Source organism: Anaeromassilibacillus sp. SJQ-5 (assembly GCF_054108045.1).
Genome location: NZ_JBPJWQ010000001.1, coordinates 2820443 through 2840225, shown reverse-complemented (window position 1 = coordinate 2840225; position 19783 = coordinate 2820443). Strand labels below are relative to the sequence as shown.

Here is a 19783-nt window from a genome sequence, read left to right as displayed (position 1 = left end):
TTCCTGCTGGGGGCGGGCCGGCTGACGCGGTTGAACAAAAGAGGAACGAGCTATGATAACAATCAAAGGAAAGCCTATTTCTCAGAAAACCATCTTTATCGTCGTTCTGTCGGCACTCGGCGTCCTGCTGGTGGGGCTGTGCATCGGCCTTGTCGTGGCGCTGACCCCCAAGGATAAGGCGGTGGTGGCCCCGTCCTCCTCCCAGACGGAGGAAAGCCGCGGCTCCACCAACGCCTCCGGGGAGTCCACCCAGTCCGCCGATTCCACCTCGCAGGAAGGAGACAGCACGATGAGCCTCAACGGCAGCACCGCCTCGGCCACCAGCACCGCCGGCAAACCGGACAACACGCAGACGCCGGCCACCGCCGGCACCAAGGCGACGTCCACTACCACCAAAAAGACGGACACCTACAAAACCTATACCAAATACAATCTCGACGCCTACATGACCCCTGTCTGGAAGGGCGGCGTAGTGTATAACGAATCCGTCATGTTTTTCCCCAACGCCAAAACCGGCAAGCTCGATCCCGCTCCCCTGCTGTACAAGCCGGATAAAATTCTGTCAGTGCGTTCCTCCGATCTGAAGACGGAATATAAGGAGGGCGTGGACTATGTGGTGGAAAACGGCTGCATCAAGCTGACGGAGAACACTAGCATCTGGTCCTGGGATTACGACGATTTTTATCTAAAGTCCCCGGCGAGCGTGCCGATCGGCAGCGTGCAGGCTCCGGGCCGGTATGTATTCTATACCAACGGCGCCACCTATGCCGATACCCAGCTGGCCGTCACCTACACCCATTCCGGTAAATGGACGGGCACTGTGCCCCAGTACGCGGGTAGCCAGCTGCCCAAAACCATCGCCAAGCTGAAGGCTAAGCAGCCGGTGACGGTGGTGTATTACGGCGACAGCATCATGGTGGGCTGCGAGGCCAGCGGCCTGAATAAATACGAGCCCTATATGCCTATTTTCACCACCATGGTCACCGATCAGCTGAAGAAGACCTACGGCACCTCCAATATCAAGGAGATCAACACCTCCGTCGGCGGTAAGCACAGCGAATGGGGCCGGGAGGAGGCGTCGAATCTGGTGACCAAGTACAATCCGGATCTGGTGGTCATCGGCTTCGGTATGAACGACTCCGGCCTGACCGTGGAAGTGAACGGCAACAGCCAGCCGGTGGACGTGGCCCGCTACGAGGCCAACATCCGCGCCATCATTCAGAACGTCCGCAGCAAAAACCCGAACGCCGAGTTTATCCTGGTGTCCACCACCCTGCCCAATCCCGACTGCAACGGCTGGACCAACTGGCAGCCCAAATACAAAGCCGGACTGGAAAACATCGCCAAGGATACGGCCGGCGTCGCCCTGGCGCCCATGACGGATATGCATACCTATCTGCTGAGCAAGAAGAGGTACGAAGACATGGACGGCAACGGTGTCAACCATCCCAACGATTTCCTAGCTCGCGTCTACGCCCAGACCATTGCCCAGTGCCTGGTGCCGAATCTAGGTTAGCACTGAATAAATCACGCCTGACGGCTCAGCGGTGTCTTGGCGGGGAATTTCCCTCATGACTGCGTCAAAAATCCTCGGAAACCGGAAGGTTCCTGCGGTTTTTTCCTTGTTGTGGGGAAAATTCCCTTCACCAATCCATCCGCTGGATTTAATCATCACTTACCTAGGATAAGAACCCTAACCCTTGAAAGGATGATGGCAGAATGAAAAAACTAGCGGCGCTTTTGGTAAGCGCCATATTGACGGTGGGACTGCTGCCCGCGGCCTCCGCCGCCGGGGAGCCCAATCCCTGGAAGGATTCGTCAATCCATATCATGGAGATCGAGAGCTTCGAGAGCGGGTATCCGTCCGGCGACGTGAACCAGTGGTCCGGTTTCTGGTCTTATAACCAGGAGATCGGCTATGCGCCCACCAGCGGCCTGATTAAGAACGGGCAGCTGGTGATCAACAACGGCGGCACGGAAAGCTTCTTTTTCAAACGGGCCAGCGGCGCCATTTCCTCCTCCCTGCTGTCGCAGGCGGAGGGCGTCGGTTTCTACGTGAAAAACAATACCAAAAGCCCGGTCCGGCTGGCGTTTTACGGCGCCGGGGACAAGGACAAGAAGGACAACGGCGAAGCAATGTTCTTCTTCCAGAAGAGCGCCGCCACCTTTATCGACATGCAGGGCAACGCCTCCACCCTCTCTGGCAAGGACAGCCTGGTGTCTCTGGACGCGGGCAAGGAAGGGTACGTCCTTTTCAGCTTTTCCGATTTTGTGGACGGCTGGCACGATAACAAGAAGCTGGATGTGTCCAAAACCTCGCTCGAGCGCATCGGCCTGAGGCTGAACGACGGCATGGTCAACGTCCGCTACACCCTGAATTTTGATCACTTCTTCCTGTATGGGAAATCCATCAAGCACGCGCCCGGCACCATCTCGATGTCCGGCGCCGCCACCACCAAGCCCACCCAAACGAAAGCGCCGACCTCCCCCGCCACCAAGGCCCCCACCAAGACGCCGGCGGGCAGTGGTACCACCGCCCCCACCGCCCCCACGCAGGATTCCGTCGCCTCCGGCGAGGAGACCACCCTGCCCGCGGAGGAAACCACCCTCCCCACCGGGGAAACCACCCTTGCCGAGGAAACCACCACCACCGCCCAGCCGGTGGTCGGCCCGACCGCGGCGAATACGGAAGAGCCCGGCGGCATCAGCCCGGCGGTGCCAATCCTCATCATCGCCATCATCCTCGTGCTGGCGGTCGCCGCCGTGGTGATCGTCTACGTGGTGAAAAAGAAGAAGGCCGACGGCGCCCCGCAGTAATCCAAAGGAATCAGCCGGAGGAACGACGCTTCCGGCTAGTAGTCCGCCAAGACTAAACGGCTTTCGTTTTGGCGGACTACTGTTCTCTTTTAAGGAGGAACGCGTATGGATAAGTGCTCGCAGCTCAACCACCTGGTGGGCCTGGATAAGTACGGCCGCGCCTTCGCGCCCCAGGCCGGCGTCCGGCCGGATCGGCAGGTGGGCCTTTTTTTCTGGCTGTGGATCGGCCAGCCCGCCGCTACTGGCGCCTATGACGCCGGCGCTCTTCTGGAGCAGGAGAACGGCCGGGACATCCTCTTTCATCAGGATGTCCCCGAAAGCCCCGACGGACAGCAGCACTTCTGGGGCAAGCCCCTGTGGGGTTACTATGATTCCGCCGACGAGTGGGTGATCCGCCGCCAAATCGAGCTGCTGATGCTGGCCGGGGTGGATTTTATCGTGTTCGATACCACCAACGCACGCACCTATCCGCAGGTCTACGAGCAGGTGCTCGCCGTCATCCAGGCCTATCAGCAGGCCGGCTGGAACCCTCCCCGCGCCGCCTTTTATACCCACTCTCATTCTCTGGATACCGTGCGGGTTCTGTATGAGGAGCTGTATCGGCCGGGTAAATTCGCCTCCGCCTGGTACCAGTTGGACGGCAAGCCGTTGATCATCGCCTATACCGCCTCCGCGCCCGATTTGGCGGAGGCCGCCACCCGGGGGGATACGGCGTATTCCCCGGCGGAACTGTCCCCTGAAATTCTGGATTTCTTCACCTTCAAGCGCCCCCAGTGGCCCTTCGATCCCTTCTATCCCGACGGCTTTCCCTGGATCGAGTGGACGTATCCCCAGCCCCTGCACGGCGACGTCATGAATGTGACGGTCGCCAGCCATCCCAACGTACCCTTCTCCTTCACCCTCACCCGCGGCCTGGAGAACTGGGGGAGAGGCTGGGATCCGCAAGCCCGGGTCAACCGGCCGGAGGACGTGGATACCGGCGCTTTTTTCCAAAAGCAGTGGGACTGGGCCATTGAGAACGATCCGGCTCTCGTGTTTGTGGGCGGCTGGAACGAATGGATCGCCTATAAACAGCTGTGGGAAGGGGAATACATGCTGTGTGACGCGGTCGATCGGGAGTTTTCCCGGGACATCGAACCCATGTGCGGCGGGTATGAGGACGCCTTTTATATCCAGCTGATTCGCAACATCCGCCGGTATAAGGGGCTGGAAGGCTCCGAAAAGCCGGCCGGTCCCCTGCGGCTGGAGGCCACCGCCCTGCCCCCCATCCCCCGCGATCACCGGGGGGTCAGCGAGACGATCCGGTACACGGTGCCCGCACCCGTCAACCCCTTGCGCAGCGTCGAGGCCGCGCGCGTCGGTTCTTCCCTGCAGCTGACCCTGGCGTTCGCGCAGGATGTCCGGGCCTGCGGCACGGCACCCGACGTCCTGCTGGGGACGGGATCGGTTCCCCACGGCGGCTGGCAGGGCTATGCCTTCCGCCTGCGCTGCCGGCCGGAGGAATCCGCCGCCTGCCTGGAGACGCTTGAAAGCGACGGGACGGGCACTGCGATCGCCAAGTTCCCCCTGGAAACGCGGGAGGCCGAAATCCGCCTGTCCCTGCCCCTGGAGGCCCTGGACGCCGCCGGGGAGCCGGCGATTTACCTAAAGGCTGCCTCGGAGGTGGAAAACCCCCGGGATATTCTGAGCTATTACACATCGGGCAGCGTGCTGCCCCCCGGCCGCCTGAGCTACAGCCTGCCTCTCGCCTAGTCAAAAAGGCCCGGAACCCGTCACTTGGCGGGTTCCGGGCCTTTTCAGTCTGCCAAAGAAGCCAGCGCGGGAAGCTCTTTCTATTTCGGCAAGATGACCCTGACGGAGGGCAACTTATCCCGTTTACCCGGCGGTCCCTCGTGTGGTATGCTGTCCCTGACAGCCGGCTGCAGCCGGCGGGAAAATAGCCCCGAGGAGGAAAATCACTGATGAAATCCTGGGATACATTGCTTGGGCATCCCTATCCGTGCGCCTGCGGGGGGACTCACATGTGCGGCATCGAGCGAGTGGTACTGGGCAGAGGCGCGCTGGCCGCCGTGGGGGAGTTGGCCGCCCACTATAAAACGATTCTGCTGGTGGCGGACGCCAACACCTACCGGGTATGCGGCCAACAGGTTCAAAAGCAGCTGACCGCCGCCGGAAAAGCTGTCTCCACCCTTGTGTACAAGGAAGCGGATCCGCTGCTGCCGGACAACGCCGCTGTCGCCCTGCTGGAGGAACGGATCGGGGCCGACACGGAGCTGGTGCTGGGGGTAGGCTCCGGGGTGATCAACGATCTGTGCAAGCACGGCAGCTGGCGGCGCGGGCTGCCCTATGTCATCGTGGCCACCGCCCCCTCCATGGACGGATACGCCTCGTCCGGCGCCGCCCTGTTGCTGGACGGCATGAAGGTGACGGTTCCCGCCCGGCCCCCGGCCGCCATTCTCGCGGACACGGCGGTGCTTCGGGAAGCGCCCTTCGACATGCTGCGGGCCGGCTTTGGAGACACGGTGGGCAAGTTCTCCGCCCTGAACGACTGGAAGCTGGGCAGCCTGCTGACCGGGGAGCCCTTCTGCCAGGGGGTGGCCGATCTGGTGATGGAGGCGGTGAACGAGGTCGTCGGGCTGGCCGATGGATTGGCCGCACGCCGGGAGGAAAGCGTGGAGGCCCTGATGGCCGCTCTGATTACGGTGGGCGTCGCCATGAGCTATGCGGGCAATTCCCGCCCTGCCTCGGGCAGCGAGCACCATCTGTCCCATTTCTTCGAGCTGACGGGTATCGAGCGCCGCCGCCCCTATCTCCTGCACGGCATCGACGTGGGCTATGCCACCGTGATGACCTGCCGAATGCGGGAGCAGGCGCTGCGGGGCCGGCCCATCACCGCCCCCCTGGTTCGGGACGCCGCCGCCTGGGAGGCGGCTGTCGGACGGGTGTTCGGCGCCGGCGCGCCGGAAATCCGCCGCCTGCAGGCCGGCGGGCTGGAGGAGTGGGATCTGCGCCCCCTGGTGACGGAAAAATGGGATGACATCCGCGCCGTTCTCCGGGAAGCGCCTGCCGCCCGCGACGTGGCGGCCATCCTCGCGTCCATGGGATACGGGCGCGGGGAATTCCTCGCGGCCTACGGCGAGGAGTGGATCCGCCAGGCCGTGGACTACGCCCGGTATACCAAGACGATTTATACCCTGCTGTGGCTGCTGCGGGACGTGGAGGCACCCGCCCTCTCTCCCGCCGAGCTGCTGGCGGCCTTTTCATAAGGCGGCGGACACCTGATCTAAGCCGGAACAGCTTCTGTTCCGGCTTCTTTTATGTGTCTATATTTGCCCGGGATCCATCCAATTTTGCATAGACACCCCTGCAAGATTGGATGGGTACCCCTTGATACGACTTGTGAAAAGTTGTTGGAAACCCCTTAAAATACAAGTACACAGGCTGAAAAACAAGTCGAAATCCAGCAAATTCCTTTTCGCAGGTGAAGGCCGCGGTTTAAGCGAATAAAGCGGAATTGATAACCGCAGGCACGATCTTGCTCAAAAAAGTGTATAACTTGGTAATAACCCCTCCGCTGGTTGTTCCTCTTAAAACCGATGTGTTATACTCGGTATGGGACGGGGGAGAATCCCCGCTTTTTCGACAACCCCGGATGGGTTTACTATGCGGAAATGGAGCGACGATTATGCCGACAAAGCCGATCACGTGCCAGAGAACTCCCGGCGGGATCCGTCTGCTGGCGGTCGTCAGCGCCGCCTGTCTGCTGATCCCCGCCTCCGGCTGGGGAGCCGGGGCGAAGACGCTGGCGGATAAGCTGCGGCCCGATGCGGAATACGGCGTCTCCTTCGATTATCAGGTGCAGGACAATTACCAGGCCCGGCTGAAGGAATACGCCGAGAAAGGGTACGCCCCGGCCGAGGCGGTACCCGTGCGCGTGCCGGCCGGCAACTTCACCAAGGCGGACAAGACGCCCGCGGCGCATACGGAGGACGGCCGACAGGCCGTCCTCTGGGAAGAGGATAACGACTATCTCGAATGGACGGTGGAAGTGCCGGCCTCCGGACTGTATTGCCTGCGCCTGAGCTATAAGGCGGCGGATGACAACGGCGCGGACATGGTGCGGGCCCTGTCTATCGACGGGGCGGTGCCCTTCGACGAGTGCGCCAATATCCCGCTGTACCGCCGCTGGAAGGACAACGGCAAGCCGGTGGTCAACAGCATTGGCGACGAGGTGCGGCCTGGCGTTGTCCAGGCCATGGAATGGACGGTCTCCCCGCTGTACGACGCGGGGGGCATGTATGACGGCGCGCTCCGCTTCTACCTGGAAAAGGGAGCCCATACCCTGCGCTTGTCAGTGGTCGACGAGCCGCTGCTGCTGGAATATCTCGAGCTGTACGCCCCCGAGGAGCCGCCGGCCTATGCCGCTGTCAAGGCGGACTATGACGCCAAGGGCTACACCCCCGCCGGAAAAGGGATTACCTTCGAGGCGGAAGGGGAGCGGATCCTCTTCAAAAACAACAGCACCCTGCGCATGACCAGCGACGGCGACCCCAAGACCAGCCCCCAGAAGACGGGAAGCGTGGTGATGAACGTCCTGGGCGGCACGGCCTGGCAGAGCGGCAACAGCGCCGTCACCTGGCAGGTGGAGGTGCCTCAAAGCGGCCTGTACCGGCTGGCCCTGAGGCTTAAGCAGGACTACCGCGAGGGCCTGCCCTCCTACCGGCGTATCGAGGTGGACGGCCAGGTGCCCTTTAAGGAGTGGGAGTCCTACCGCTTCGCCTACGACAAGAACTGGCGCACCGAGGTGCTCGCTGACGAAAACGGGACGCCCTATTATATTTATTTGGAGGCCGGGCGGCCCCATACCCTGACCATGACCGTCAAGCAGGGGGAACTGAACACCATCACCCAGATCCTGACGGCCGATTCCCTCCGGCTGTCCGAGCTGCTGCTGAATATCACCATGATCACCGGCCAGACGCCGGACGTGAATTACGATTACGAGCTAGATAAGAAAATCCCCGGCCTGCTGGACGCCCTGGACGAAATTGCGGCCAACATGCGTTCCTGCATGACCATTATGGAGCAGGTGTCCGGCAACCGGCCCTCGAAATACTACCAGATGGAAAGCATGATCGCCCAGCTCGCGGCGCTGCGCGGGGATCCCTTCACCATTCCCCGCCGCCTGGACGATCTCAACAACATCCTGACCACCTATGGCGAATGGGTCACCCAGTTCCAGCAGCATCCGCTGCTGCTGGACACGGTGGAGCTGGTGCCGGGGGACGGAGAGGTGGCCAGCCCCCGCTCCAATGTTTTCCAGCGGCTGTGGGTGTCCACCGTCAATTTCTTCAATTCCTTCTTTAAGGATTACGACAGCGTGCTAGGTGTAAGCGCCGGCGACTATGAGGTGCACACCACCATCGACGTGTGGATCGGCCGGGGCAAGGACTGGGGAATGCTCCTCAAGCAGATGGCTGATGAGGATTTCACCCCCAAGACCGGCATCGGCATCCGCCTGAACATCCTGCCCGCCGGCCAGCTGGGTGCGGGCAGCGTCAACGCCATGCTGCTGGCCATCTCCTCCGGCCGGGCCCCCGACGTGGGGCTGGCCACCTCCACCAATTCCATTGGGGAATTCGCCCTGCGCAACGCCGTGGTGGATCTCAGCGGGCTGGAGGGATTCGCGGAGGTGCGGGAGCGGTTCCTGCCTGAGCTGTTCATCCCCATGACCTATCAGGACGGAATATACGGCCTGCCGGAAACCATGAAATTCACTGCCCTGCTCTACCGCAAGGATATCCTGTCCGAGCTGGGGCTCAGTCTGCCCGAGACGTGGGAGGATTTGTATGACAAGATCATCCCCGTCCTCTATCAGAACAACATGCAGTTTTACATCCCCGCGGCCAATCAGGCCGAGGTGGAAAGCAGCTTCGGCATGTTCCTCTGCCAGCTGGGCGGCCGGTATTACAGCGACGACCTGATGAACTCCGCCTTCGATCAGCCCGAGGCCTATCAGGCCTTCCGGGAGTTCACCGAGCTGTTCACCCTTTACGGCGTGCCGGTGTCCGCCAGCTTTTTCAACCGCTTCCGCACCGGGGAAATCCCCATTGGCATCACCGATTTCACCGCCTATATGCAGCTGCTTGCCGCCGCGCCGGAGCTTGGCGGCAAATGGGGGGTGGCCCCTATCCCCGGCCATCGGCGCGAGGACGGAACGATTGACCGGACTCACAACGGGATTCTGGCCGAAAGCGGCATGATTCTCAGCCAGTCGGCGCACCCCGACGAGGCGTGGCAGTTCCTCAAATGGTGGATGAGCACCAGCGTGCAGCGCCAGTTCGGCAGCGAAATCGAGGCCTTGAACGGCCGGGCCGCCCGCTGGAACACCGCCAATCTGGAAGCCTTCGGCGACATGGCGTGGCCCCGGGACGATTTGAAGCAGATCGAACGCACCTTCGAGCAGGTGACGCAGATCCCGGTGGTGCTCGGCGGGTATTTCGCCGGCCGTCATATCAACAACGCGTTCAACCGGGTGGTCATCTCGGGCCAAAACGCCCGGGATTCCCTGGAGGAGTCGGTTAAGGACATCAACCGGGAACTCAAGCGGCGCCGGGAGAGCTCCTCCGCCAGGTAAGGGATGATTTAACGGCGTGTGCGCGGGATGAAATCATTGCTCACCTAGATAGCCTTCACTTTGAAATGGGATGTGGTATTGTGGCGTTCCAAAAAGAGAAAGCGGTGAGGCGATATGGCAACACCAAAATGGGGTATCTGTTCATGTCCCCCTTCCTGGTGCTGTTCGCGCTGTTCACCATCGTGCCGGTGCTGATATCCTTGGCGCTGAGCCTGACCAACTACAATATGATGGAAACGCCCGACATCATCGGCATCACCAATTTCAAGCTGCTGATTTTGGACGACAAGGAGTTTCTCATCGCCCTGAAAAACACCCTGCTGTTCGCGGTGATTTCCGGCCCGATCTCCTTTTTTGCCTCCTTCATCATGGCGTGGCTCATCAGCAACCTGAAAAAGCTGCGCAATGTGTTCTCCCTGGCCTTCTACGCCCCCTCCATCACGAGCGGGGTGGCCATGAGCACCGTCTGGCTCTATTTTTTCTCCTCCGACTCTTACGGACTTATCAACAACGTGCTCATCCGCATGGGGCTGATTTCCGAGCCTATCAAATGGACGCTGGATCCCCAGTACATATTGGGCGTGGTGGTGTTTATCTCCATTTGGATGGGCATGGGCACCGGGTTCCTTACCTTTCTGGCCGGCCTGCAGGGGCTCAACGAGGAAATTTATGAGGCGGGAATGATCGACGGCATCCGCAATTCCGTGCAGGAGCTGTTCTATCTCACCCTGCCGCAGATGAAGCCCCAGCTGCTGTTTGGGGCCATCAACGGCACGGTGGCGGCCTTCGGGGTGTTCGATATTGCCGTGTCGGTAGCGGGGATGCCCAGCCCCAACTACGCGGCTCACACCATCGTGGCCCATTTGTACGATTACGCCTTCATCCGCTTCGACATGGGTTACGCCTCGGCGGTGGCGGTCATCCTGTTCCTGATGACCTTTGTGCTGGGCCGGGTGTTCATGAAGGTCTTCTCCTCCAAGGATCAGTGAGGCCGGCGTGCTGTGGCATGAAAAATCCCAAGCGGGATGGAACAGAACCGTTCGGCGGCCGCCCCGCATGGCGGAAGACGGTTCTTCCCATTCTATCTGTGCCTGAAAGGAAGGCGGTTTACTATGGCAGCCGTCAAAGGCTTCAGCGTCCGTTTCCGCGGACGTCACCTGTTTTTTGTCAACGTTCCCAAGCTGGTGCTGTTTCTTTTCCTGGGGCTGCTGGTCTGCTTCACGGCGCTGCCCCTGGTCTATGTGGTGTCCACTGCCTTCAAGCCTATCGATGAGCTGTATCTGTTCCCGCCGCGCTTCTTTACCAGTAAGCCGACGCTGAACAATATGGCCAGCCTGTTCAGCGCCCTGGACAGCTCGGCGGTGCCCTTCTCCCGCTACATATTCAACAGTCTCTTCACCGCGACGGTGACGGTGATCCTCACGGTGCTGGTGTCCTGCATGGCGGCTTACGGGCTGGTCAAGCACCGGCCCCGGGGCGGGGATTTCATCTTCAACCTCATCCTGGTGGCCCTCATGTTTTCCCCTCATGTCACTCAGATCCCCAACTACATGGTGGTGAAAACCCTGGGGCTTATCGATACCTATTGGGCGCTCATCGTGCCGAAGATCGCGGTGGCGTTCAACATCTTCCTGGTCAAGCAGTTCCTGGAGCAGATGCCGGACGCGTACCTGGAGGCGGCGCGGCTGGACGGGGCCAGCGAATGGGCCCTGTTCTGGAAAATCGTCATGCCGTACATCAAGCCCGCCTGGGCCACCCTGGTGGTTTTCTCCTTCGTGAGCAACTGGAACGACTATTTCAGCCCGTTGGTGTTCATCACGAAAACCTCGCTGAAAACCCTGCCCCTGGCGGTGCAGACCATCGCGGGCGGCCCGGGGGCGGCGGCGCTGGCCACGGCGGGGGCCATGGCGGCCTCCACCCTGGTAATGACCCTGCCCACCATTATCGTGTATACCGTGATGCAGGGCCGCGTGCTGTCCACCATGGCCCATTCCGGCATCAAGGCGTAGCCGCCCCACGGACAGGCGGCTGGAAAGGACTGGTACTCTTGAGAAGAACATGGCGGGCGGCGGCCGCGGCTTCGGCTCTCACTCTCCTGCTTGGAGGCGGCGCGCAGGCGCTGGGCACCATGGATTACGTGCTGGATACCGACGGCAAAACCCGGATCCCCACCCCTGTGACCCATCAAATTGAGACCGTGGTCGGGTATCTGGGGCCTCAGGGCGGCAGCCTGAACAAGCCGTCGGATCTCTATATTGACAGCCAGGACAACGTGTATATCGCCGACACCGGCAACAACCGCGTGGTCCAGCTGGATAAGGACGGGCGGTTCGTACGCAGCTATACCGACGCGGGCCGGCTGAACGCGCCGGAAGGGGTGTATGTGGACGAGGACGGGGACGTGTACGTCGGGGACACCCAGAACGAGCGGATCGTTCATCTCGATCCGGTCGACGGCTTTATCGAGGAATTCGTCAAGCCCCAGTCCGACATGCTGGAGGAAAGCATGGATTTCCAGGTGGGGCGGCTGGGCATCAGCCCCCAGGGATATATTTATCTCATCAAGGGCCAGCATTTCATGACCATCGACGCGGAAAACGCGTTCAAGGGCTATGTGGGCGCCAACGAGCTGGGCTTCAGCCTGACCCGGATCCTGATACGGATGTTCGCCTCGCGGGAGCAGCAGAGCAAGCTGCTCAAGGAGGAGCCTCCGGCCTACAATTCCTTCGACATCGGGGACGACGGCATGGTTTACGCCACCACGGTGGAGGGGAAGACCAGCGGCCAAATCCGGAAAATCAACGCCGTGGGCAAAAACATTTTCCCGGAGAAGGCCTATGGCGAAACCTATTTTAACGAGCATACCAACGTCTACAACAATCCCCGCTTCATCGACGTGGCGGTGGGGGCCGGCGGGCTGGTGTATGTACTGGAGGGGTATTCCTCCCAGGTATACGCCTACGACCCGGAAGGCAACCTGCTAGCGGTGTTCGGCGGGGAGGGCAAGGTGAAGGGCCGGTTCCAGGCGCCCAAGGCGCTGGATGTGAACAGCGCGGGGGATGTGTTCGTGCTGGACGGGGCCACCGGCTATATCCACCGGTTCGCCCGCACCGACTTTATGGACAACGTGGCGGGCGCGGTGGCCGCCTATGAGAGCGGCGATTACACCGGCGCTTATGATAAATGGAACCAGGTGCTGCGCATCGACGTCAACTATCCGGTGGCCAACCGGGGCATCGCCCAGGCCCTGTACAAGGACGGGAAGATGGAGGAGGCCATGGCCTATTACGAGCTGGCGGACAGCAAGGACGGCTACGGCGAGGCGTTCGCCGAGTACCGGTATCAGAAATTCCGGGCGTATTTTGGCTGGGTCGTGCTGGCGGCGGCCGTGTTGGCGGTGGGGATTATCCTGCTGGTATGGCGGCTCAAAGCCGGCGCGGATCGGTATGTGCGCCGGTATTTCAGCGGAGGTGATCGCTCATGAGAGGCAGGCTGCTGAGACTGGGAGAAAACAGCGTGGCGGGTAAAATGCTCCTCATTGTGTTTCATCCGCTGGACTGCATGGATATCATCAAGCGGGAGAAAAAGCAGGCCCGCCTCTGGGTGGTGCCGGTGCTGTACCTGCTGGCCTTCCTGGTGAACTACGCGTACATTTTTCTGGTGCATTTTCCGCTGGAATCCAAAAATCCTGCCGACGCAAGTCTCCTGCTGGAGGCGGCGATGGTGATCGTGCCTCTGTTCAGCTGGGTGGTGGGCAGTTACCTGATGACCGCCATCACCAGCGGGGAAAGCACCTTTCTCGAAAGCCTGGTCGCCTCCGCCTATGCGCTGGTGCCCTATATTGTGCTCACCCCCCTGATGGCCCTTTCCTCCAACCTGCTCGGAAGCGGGGAAGCAGGGGTATACCGGGCGCTGCGGGTTATCGTTCTGCTGTGGGTGCTCCTGCTGCTGCTGCTGGCGCTGCAGCGGCTCAACGACTACAGCCTGAAGAAAACCGTGGGGGTGGCCGTTTTGTCGGCGGCGGCGGTCATCGTCCTGTGGGCGGTCTGCCTGCTGCTGTTCTCCCTGACGGTGCAGTTCGTCACCTTTTTCACCGGCATCGGCGGGGAAATCCAACTGAAATTTTTCACATAAGGAGGGCGGGGACATGCGACGACTGAAACGATGGCTTTCCGTGCTGCTGACCGCCGCCCTGCTAGCGGCGGGGGCCGCGGGCTTTACTAGGGCGGAAAACGACGACAATCCGCCCCCCGACGGGTTCGCCACCTGGGAGGACTATTTCAACAGCCTCATCTCCGGCGGCAGCGAGACCGAGGTGCCGGTGCCGCCCCTGGAGCAGATGCATCTGGCGGGGGAGAACGAGAACTTCGCGTTTTACTATCACGAGGAGGGAGCCGACGCCTACATCCTCGACAAGCGGGAGGGCAAGCTGTGGAGCACCGCGGTCCATCCCGATACTATGGACACCACCGGCATGACCCCGGCAGTGAAAACCGCCCTGCTGGAGGTGGGCGTGGCGGATAAGGAGGGGGTCATTACCACCCTGACGCTGACCTCCGCCGCCACGGAGGGCTTTACCCTGTCTCCCGCTTATGGAGATGGCCGGGTGACGCTGACCGTGGAGGTGAAGGACACAGGGGTGTCCTTCGCGCTGGACATGTGGATCGACAAGGAGGGCTTCAACTGCTCCCTGCCGGACGACGCGGTGCGGGAAACCGGGGAGGGCCGGCTTGTGTATGTCACGCCTCTGCCCGCCTTCGGCGCGGCCGGCGGGCAGGAGGACGGCTACATCTTCTACCCCGACGGCAGCGGCGCCCTCATCGATATCAAGCCCTATCCGCTGCCCACCTCCGAGGCCTATTCCTACCCCCTGTACGGCCCGGCGGACGCGGATCTCGACCTGCTCGAGCAGAACCGCGAGCAGGATATTCAAAACCTGATGCTGCCGGTGTTCGGTATCAAACACACCAGCGGCGGGTTCCTGGCCGCGGTGACGGCAGGGGAGGAGACCGCCACTCTCCACATGGCCATGGATAAGGTTTACCGGGCGTATTTTCAGTTCGATTATCGGAAATATGCGACGGTGGAATACAATTTCACGGGCAATGTGTTCGACACCAAAACCCTCAGCGAGCTGATTCCCGACCGGACGGCCGGCGATCGCACCGTCAAATATTTCCTGCTCGGCGGGACGGCCAACACCTATTCCGACATGGCGGCGGCCTACCGGGGCTACCTCATGGAGACCGGCGTGCTCAAAAAGAGGGCGGCCGGGGACGGCGTGCCCCTGTCGGTGGAATTTTTCATGGGCATCCCCTCCAACGGCTTTTTCACCAAGAAGATGGAGACGCTGACCTCCTTCTCCCAGGCGGAGTCGATTCTCGGGGATTTGCGGCAGGCGGGGGTGAACCGTCTGGAGGTGTCCCTGTCCGGCTGGTGCCAGGGCGGCTACGATATGCTGCCCACCCGGCCGAAGGCGGAGGGCAAGCTGGGCGGCAGCAGCGGCCTGAGCTCGCTGGCCGTCGCCTGCGCCGAGGGCGGGGTGAACCTGTTCGCCAACATGGATTTCCTCTACGCCCGCGACGGGGTGGGAAAATTCAACGCCAAAAAAGACACCATCCGCGACCGGCTGGGCAAGCTGATTACCGACAAGGAGGAAGAGCTGTACCTGCTCAACCCAGCCCGCACCCTGCGCGGCAGTCTGGATAAGGCACTGGACGGGCTGGACAGCCGGATTTCCCTCCATCTTCTCTCGGTGGGGAGCGTGGCCGTGCCCGACGTGCAGCGGAACGCCTACACCGACCGCAAGGCGGCGGTGGAGGCCTACCGCGAGAACCTGGCGGTTCTGGCCGGCAAGCGGAAGAATCTGGCGGTAGGGGGCGGCAATGCCTATGTTCTGCCCTACGCCACCCGCCTGTACGATATCCCGGATAAGGATTCCGGCTATTATCAGAACAGCGCCGCCGTGCCTTTCTATCAGATGGTGGTGCACGGCTGTGTGGACTACAGCTCGCTGGCGGGCAACCTGTCCTACAACGACGCCTACCAGAAGCTGCGCTGGGTGGAAACGGGGAGCATCCCCCATTTCCTCATCACCCATGAAAACCCCATCCGGCTGAAGGAAACCAGCTACAACCGGATTTTCTCCTCCCAGTACACTGCCTGGAAGGAGGCCATGACCGCCGTTTATCAGGAGTTTAACCAGCGGCTGTCCGGCGTGTGGAACCAGACCATCGAGCGGCACGACCGGCTGAGCGCCGATGTGGTGCGCCTGACCTACGGCGACGGCAGCCGCACGTACATCAACTACGGCGACAGCGCCGCCCAGGCGGACGGGCAGACCATCCCGGCTATGGACTACGTCGTGATCGGGGCAGGAGGGACGCCATGAAACTGAACATGAAACAGCGCCGGAGCCTGGCCGGGTGGTGCTTTGTCTCCCCCTGGGTGCTGGGCGGCCTGGTGCTTCTGGTGTTCCCCCTGGGATATTCTCTGGTGCTCAGCTTCATCCGCCTGAAAAACAACGGCTGGCAGGGGGCCTCCTTCGCCGGCTGGGCCCATTACCAAAAGGCCTTTGTCTCGGACATTGAGTTTGTGCCCAAATTTCTGGCCGTGGTCAAGGATACCCTCATCAATACCCCCATGATCCTCATTGTGTCCCTGCTGATTGCCATCATGCTCAGCCGGGACATCAAGGCCCGCGGCTTTTTCCGCACCATATTTTTCCTGCCTGTTCTGCTGGGCACCGGCTTCGTCATGGAGCAGATCCTCGGGCAGAACGTGGATCAGCAGGCCATGGAGGTGGCGCGGGGTATTCTGCTGCCGCCGCAGGTGCAGGGGTATCTCGGCCCCGACGTCACCGGCTATATCCTGGAGTTTTTCAACCGGATCACCATGGTTATGTGGAAATCCGGTGTGCAGATTATCATCGCCCTCGCGGGGCTGCAGGGCATTTCGGCCTCCCTGTACGAATCCGGCCGGGTGGACGGCGCCACCGAGTGGGAAATGTTCTGGAAAATCACCCTGCCCATGATGTCCCCCATCCTGCTGCTCAATACGGTGTACACCATCGTGGTGTCTATGACCGACAGCGGAGGCATCGTCGACTATATCGTGGCCAAGGCGTTCAACAGCACCCCCATTCAGTTCGAGTATTCGGCGGCCCTGGGCTGGATTTACTTCGCGTTCATCCTGCTGCTGGTGCTGGCGGTGTTCCTGGTCTTCCGGCCCTTTGTGAACCGGGCGGCCGACAATAAGAGAGGATAGGAGGAAGCGGCTATGTCGGATAAAACCGCGGCTGTCCGCACCCTGCGGCGGGTGTTCACCGCCAAGCGCGTCGTGCGGTTGGTCATGTATGTCTTTTTGCTGGATTTGATGTTCGTCTTCCTCTATCCCTTTCTGTACATGCTCATCACGTCCATCAAGTCCCCGGAGGACGTGATGGACGTGACAGTGAACTGGCTGGTCAACCAGGTGTATGTGCACAACTACGCCCTGTCCTGGGAGGCCCTGCAATATCCGGTCACCCTGCTGCGCACCGTGTTCCTGGTGGTGGTCTGCACCTTGGGGCATCTGATTGCCTGCTCGCTGGTGGGCTACGGGTTCGCCCGGTTCGAGTTCCGGGGCAAAGGGGTGCTGTTCATTTTCCTGCTGCTGGCCATCATCGTCCCGCCCCAGACCATCGTCACCCCGCTATACATGATATACGCCGGTATCGGCATCACCAACACCATGCTGCCCCTCATCCTGCCCACCTGGCTGGGCTTGGGGCTCAAGGGCGGGCTGTTCATCTTCCTGTTCCGGCAGTTTTATCTCTCCCTGCCCCGCTCCCTGGAGGAGGCGGCCAACATCGACGGCTGCGGCTTTTTCAGCACCTATTTCCGCATCGCCCTGCCGGCCTCCCGCTCCTCCGTCATGGTCTGTCTGGTGCTCAGCCTGGTCTGGCATTGGAACGACTATTTCGAGCCCACTCTGTTCATCCATCCGGATAAGAAGCTCCTGCCCATGATGCTGCCCGGCATTTACACCATTATGAACGGCGGCGGCAGCCTGGACATGTCCGGCGCCGGGGGCCTCGGGGACGTGTATACCGAGGCCGTGGGCATGGCGGCCACCGTTCTGGTGGTGCTGCCGGTCTTTCTTGCCTACATGTTCCTGCAAAAGCAGTTTATCCAGGGCGTGGAGCGCAGCGGCATCACCGGCGAATAATCCTTCCTGCAAGATTGTGCAGGTGCTGAGCAAGTTAGGCGATTCCTATTCTGGCGATTCTGTGTTAAAATGATAAGGAAATCATCGGGTAACCGCGCGAAGTTGGAGGATTTATCCAACGTATTCCCGCCGCGGGGGCGTCGAGCCGGTTTTGTCCGCCGCCGCCGTCAGAGCAAAATAAGGAGGAAGACATGAAGAGAATCACGACCATGCTGCTTTGTGCGGCCATGCTCCTGTCCCTGGCCGCCTGCAGCCGGGAACCGGCCGGATCCACGCCGGAAGGCTCGGGCGCCGACGCCTCCGCCGCCGTGTCCAGCGACGCGGATGCCGCCACCAGCGGCGACGATACCGTCTCGGGGGAACCGGGCAGCGACGTGTCCGCCGACGGCACCACCCCCTCGAATTCCGGCACCCCCAGCAACGGCGGCAACGCCACCAAAAAGCCAGGCACCAGCTCCCAGTCCGCCGGTCCCCGCCAGGTGGTGAACAACTGTTACACCACCGGCTATCCCATTGCCAAGGATCCGGTCACCTTCAAGATCATGATCCGCGACCACGCCAATGGACTGGCGAAATACAACGATTCGCCCCTGGTGAAGTACATCAAGGACAAGATGAACATCACGCTGAGCTTTGAGTCGGTGCCTCCCACCGATATGGTGGGGCAGAAGATGACCACCGCCTATGCCAGCAACAACATGCCCGACATGTTCTGGGGCATGGCACCCGCCTCCACCCTGCACAGCCCCTTCATCAAGCAGGGGAAGGTAATCGAAATCGGGCAGTACGTCGACAAATTCGCCCCCAATGTCAAGAAAATGTTCGAGGACGTGCCGGCCGCCAAATATCTGACCACCTTCGACGACGGCAAGACCTACATGTTCCCCATGGTGAACGATCCCGACGAGAGTTCGCCCAGTAATTACTCCTTCAAGCTGTTCATCAACAAAACCTGGCTGACCAACGTGGGCAAAAGCATGCCCACCACCACCGATCAGCTGCGGGACGTGCTGATCGCCTTCCGGGATCAGGACGCTAACAAGAACGGGGACAAGAACGACGAAATCCCCCTGACCTTCGGCGGTTGCGGCGTGCCGTACGGCGACATCCCGCCCTCCCTGTTTGGCCCCTTCGGCGTGTCTACCTATCTCAACTGGCTGAACATCAACCAGAAAACCAACAAGATTGAGTACGCCCCCATTACCGATGGGTATAAAAACGGTCTCAAATACTTTGCCGATCTGTATAAGGAGAAGCTGCTCGACAACAACTTCCGGGGCAAGCAGTTCAAGGACGTCAAGCAACTGACCAGCGCTAAGATCCCCACCGTGGGCGTGTTCGCGGCCACCGGCTGGTCCGAGGGCGTCAGCGCCGAAAACTACCTGGCCCATTACACCGTCATGCCGCCTCTCAAGGGGCCGGCCGGGGCGGACAGCACCTGGTCCTATGTGGACACCGAGAAAATCTGGCCCGAGTGGTTCGTGGTCACCAAGAACTGCCAATATCCCGAAATCGCCGTGCGTCTGGCCGATTACTTCTATTCCACCGAAGGCACCACTGTGGCGCTTTACGGCCCTCCCGGTACCAATAACTGCTGGAATTATGATAAGAACGGGAAATATGTCCCCAACTATTCCAAAATGCCCGCGGGCAAAAGCTTCGGTGAATGGGCGTATACCATGACGCCGGGGTATCCGATCCCCCACTACAACAGCAAGGATTTCTATAAGTTTACCACCTACACCAGCAGCAACCCCACCGCGGAGGAGAAGGCGAACACCCAGTATACCGCCGCCGGCACCGCCATGTTCAAGAACATGAAGCCAAAACTCGTCCTGCCCAAGCTGTCCTATACGGCGCAGGAAGCGGCGACCGCGGCGGATTTGGGCGGCTACGCCTCCTACGCGGCGGAGATGCGCTTCAAGTTCATCAGCGGCGAGAACATCGATTCCGCCTGGTCCAGCTACGTCGCCAACATCAAGAAGCTGGGCGTCGATAAGCTGCTCGAGGTGGAGAATCAGGCCTACAACCGCTATCGCGTGTGGATGAAGAATAACGGGAAATAACCATGCGGGACAAAACGCTCCCGTCCCTGAACCCCTGAACGGGCAGGGGCGGGAG

13 protein-coding genes are annotated in these 19783 nt (G+C 61.0%); all 13 read left to right on the top strand.

Annotated elements, in window-relative coordinates:
• Positions 1-52: 52 nt before the first annotated feature.
• Positions 53-1516, top strand: coding sequence for an SGNH/GDSL hydrolase family protein (locus tag ACSAMM_RS12095; protein WP_457791621.1), 1464 nt, complete (start codon positions 53-55; stop codon positions 1514-1516).
• Between the two features lie 203 nt (positions 1517-1719).
• Positions 1720-2817, top strand: a complete 1098-nt coding sequence (locus ACSAMM_RS12090) for a hypothetical protein (protein ID WP_457791620.1) — start codon at positions 1720-1722, stop codon at positions 2815-2817.
• A gap of 105 nt (positions 2818-2922) precedes the next feature.
• Entirely contained in the window at positions 2923-4569 is a 1647-nt protein-coding gene (locus ACSAMM_RS12085) for a hypothetical protein (protein ID WP_457791619.1), read from the top strand.
• Positions 4570-4778: 209 nt separating this feature from the next.
• Positions 4779-6083: a sn-glycerol-1-phosphate dehydrogenase gene (locus ACSAMM_RS12080; protein WP_457791618.1), complete on the top strand. Its 1305-nt coding sequence runs from the start codon at positions 4779-4781 to the stop codon at positions 6081-6083.
• A gap of 419 nt (positions 6084-6502) precedes the next feature.
• Positions 6503-9454 (top strand): extracellular solute-binding protein, encoded by a 2952-nt coding sequence (locus ACSAMM_RS12075; protein WP_457791616.1) that lies wholly within the window; start codon positions 6503-6505, stop codon positions 9452-9454.
• 80 nt (positions 9455-9534) lie between these two features.
• A complete protein-coding gene (locus ACSAMM_RS12070; protein WP_457791615.1) occupies positions 9535-10443 on the top strand; it encodes a carbohydrate ABC transporter permease in 909 nt (302 codons plus the stop codon).
• Between the two features lie 123 nt (positions 10444-10566).
• The gene (locus tag ACSAMM_RS12065) at positions 10567-11463 is read left to right on the top strand and encodes an ABC transporter permease subunit (RefSeq protein WP_178723829.1); all 897 of its coding nucleotides are present in this window, start codon (positions 10567-10569) and stop codon (positions 11461-11463) included.
• Between the two features lie 38 nt (positions 11464-11501).
• Complete coding sequence (locus ACSAMM_RS12060) at positions 11502-12938, top strand: hypothetical protein (protein WP_178723827.1); 1437 nt, start codon at positions 11502-11504, stop codon at positions 12936-12938.
• Entirely contained in the window at positions 12935-13588 is a 654-nt protein-coding gene (locus tag ACSAMM_RS12055) for a YIP1 family protein (protein ID WP_178723825.1), read from the top strand. Before ACSAMM_RS12060 ends, ACSAMM_RS12055 begins: the two co-directional genes overlap by 4 nt.
• Before the next feature lie 13 nt (positions 13589-13601).
• On the top strand, positions 13602-15845 hold the full coding sequence (locus tag ACSAMM_RS12050; RefSeq protein WP_457791613.1) for a DUF5696 domain-containing protein: 2244 nt from the start codon (positions 13602-13604) through the stop codon (positions 15843-15845).
• The gene (locus ACSAMM_RS12045) at positions 15842-16720 is read left to right on the top strand and encodes an ABC transporter permease subunit (protein ID WP_178724309.1); all 879 of its coding nucleotides are present in this window, start codon (positions 15842-15844) and stop codon (positions 16718-16720) included. Before ACSAMM_RS12050 ends, ACSAMM_RS12045 begins: the two co-directional genes overlap by 4 nt.
• Positions 16721-16732: 12 nt before the next feature.
• The gene (locus ACSAMM_RS12040) at positions 16733-17662 is read left to right on the top strand and encodes an ABC transporter permease subunit (RefSeq protein WP_178724311.1); all 930 of its coding nucleotides are present in this window, start codon (positions 16733-16735) and stop codon (positions 17660-17662) included.
• 191 nt (positions 17663-17853) lie between these two features.
• Positions 17854-19728 carry a hypothetical protein gene (locus tag ACSAMM_RS12035; RefSeq protein ID WP_457791612.1) on the top strand — a complete coding sequence of 625 codons (1875 nt, stop codon included), beginning with the start codon at positions 17854-17856 and terminating at the stop codon, positions 19726-19728.
• Positions 19729-19783 lie beyond the last annotated feature (55 nt).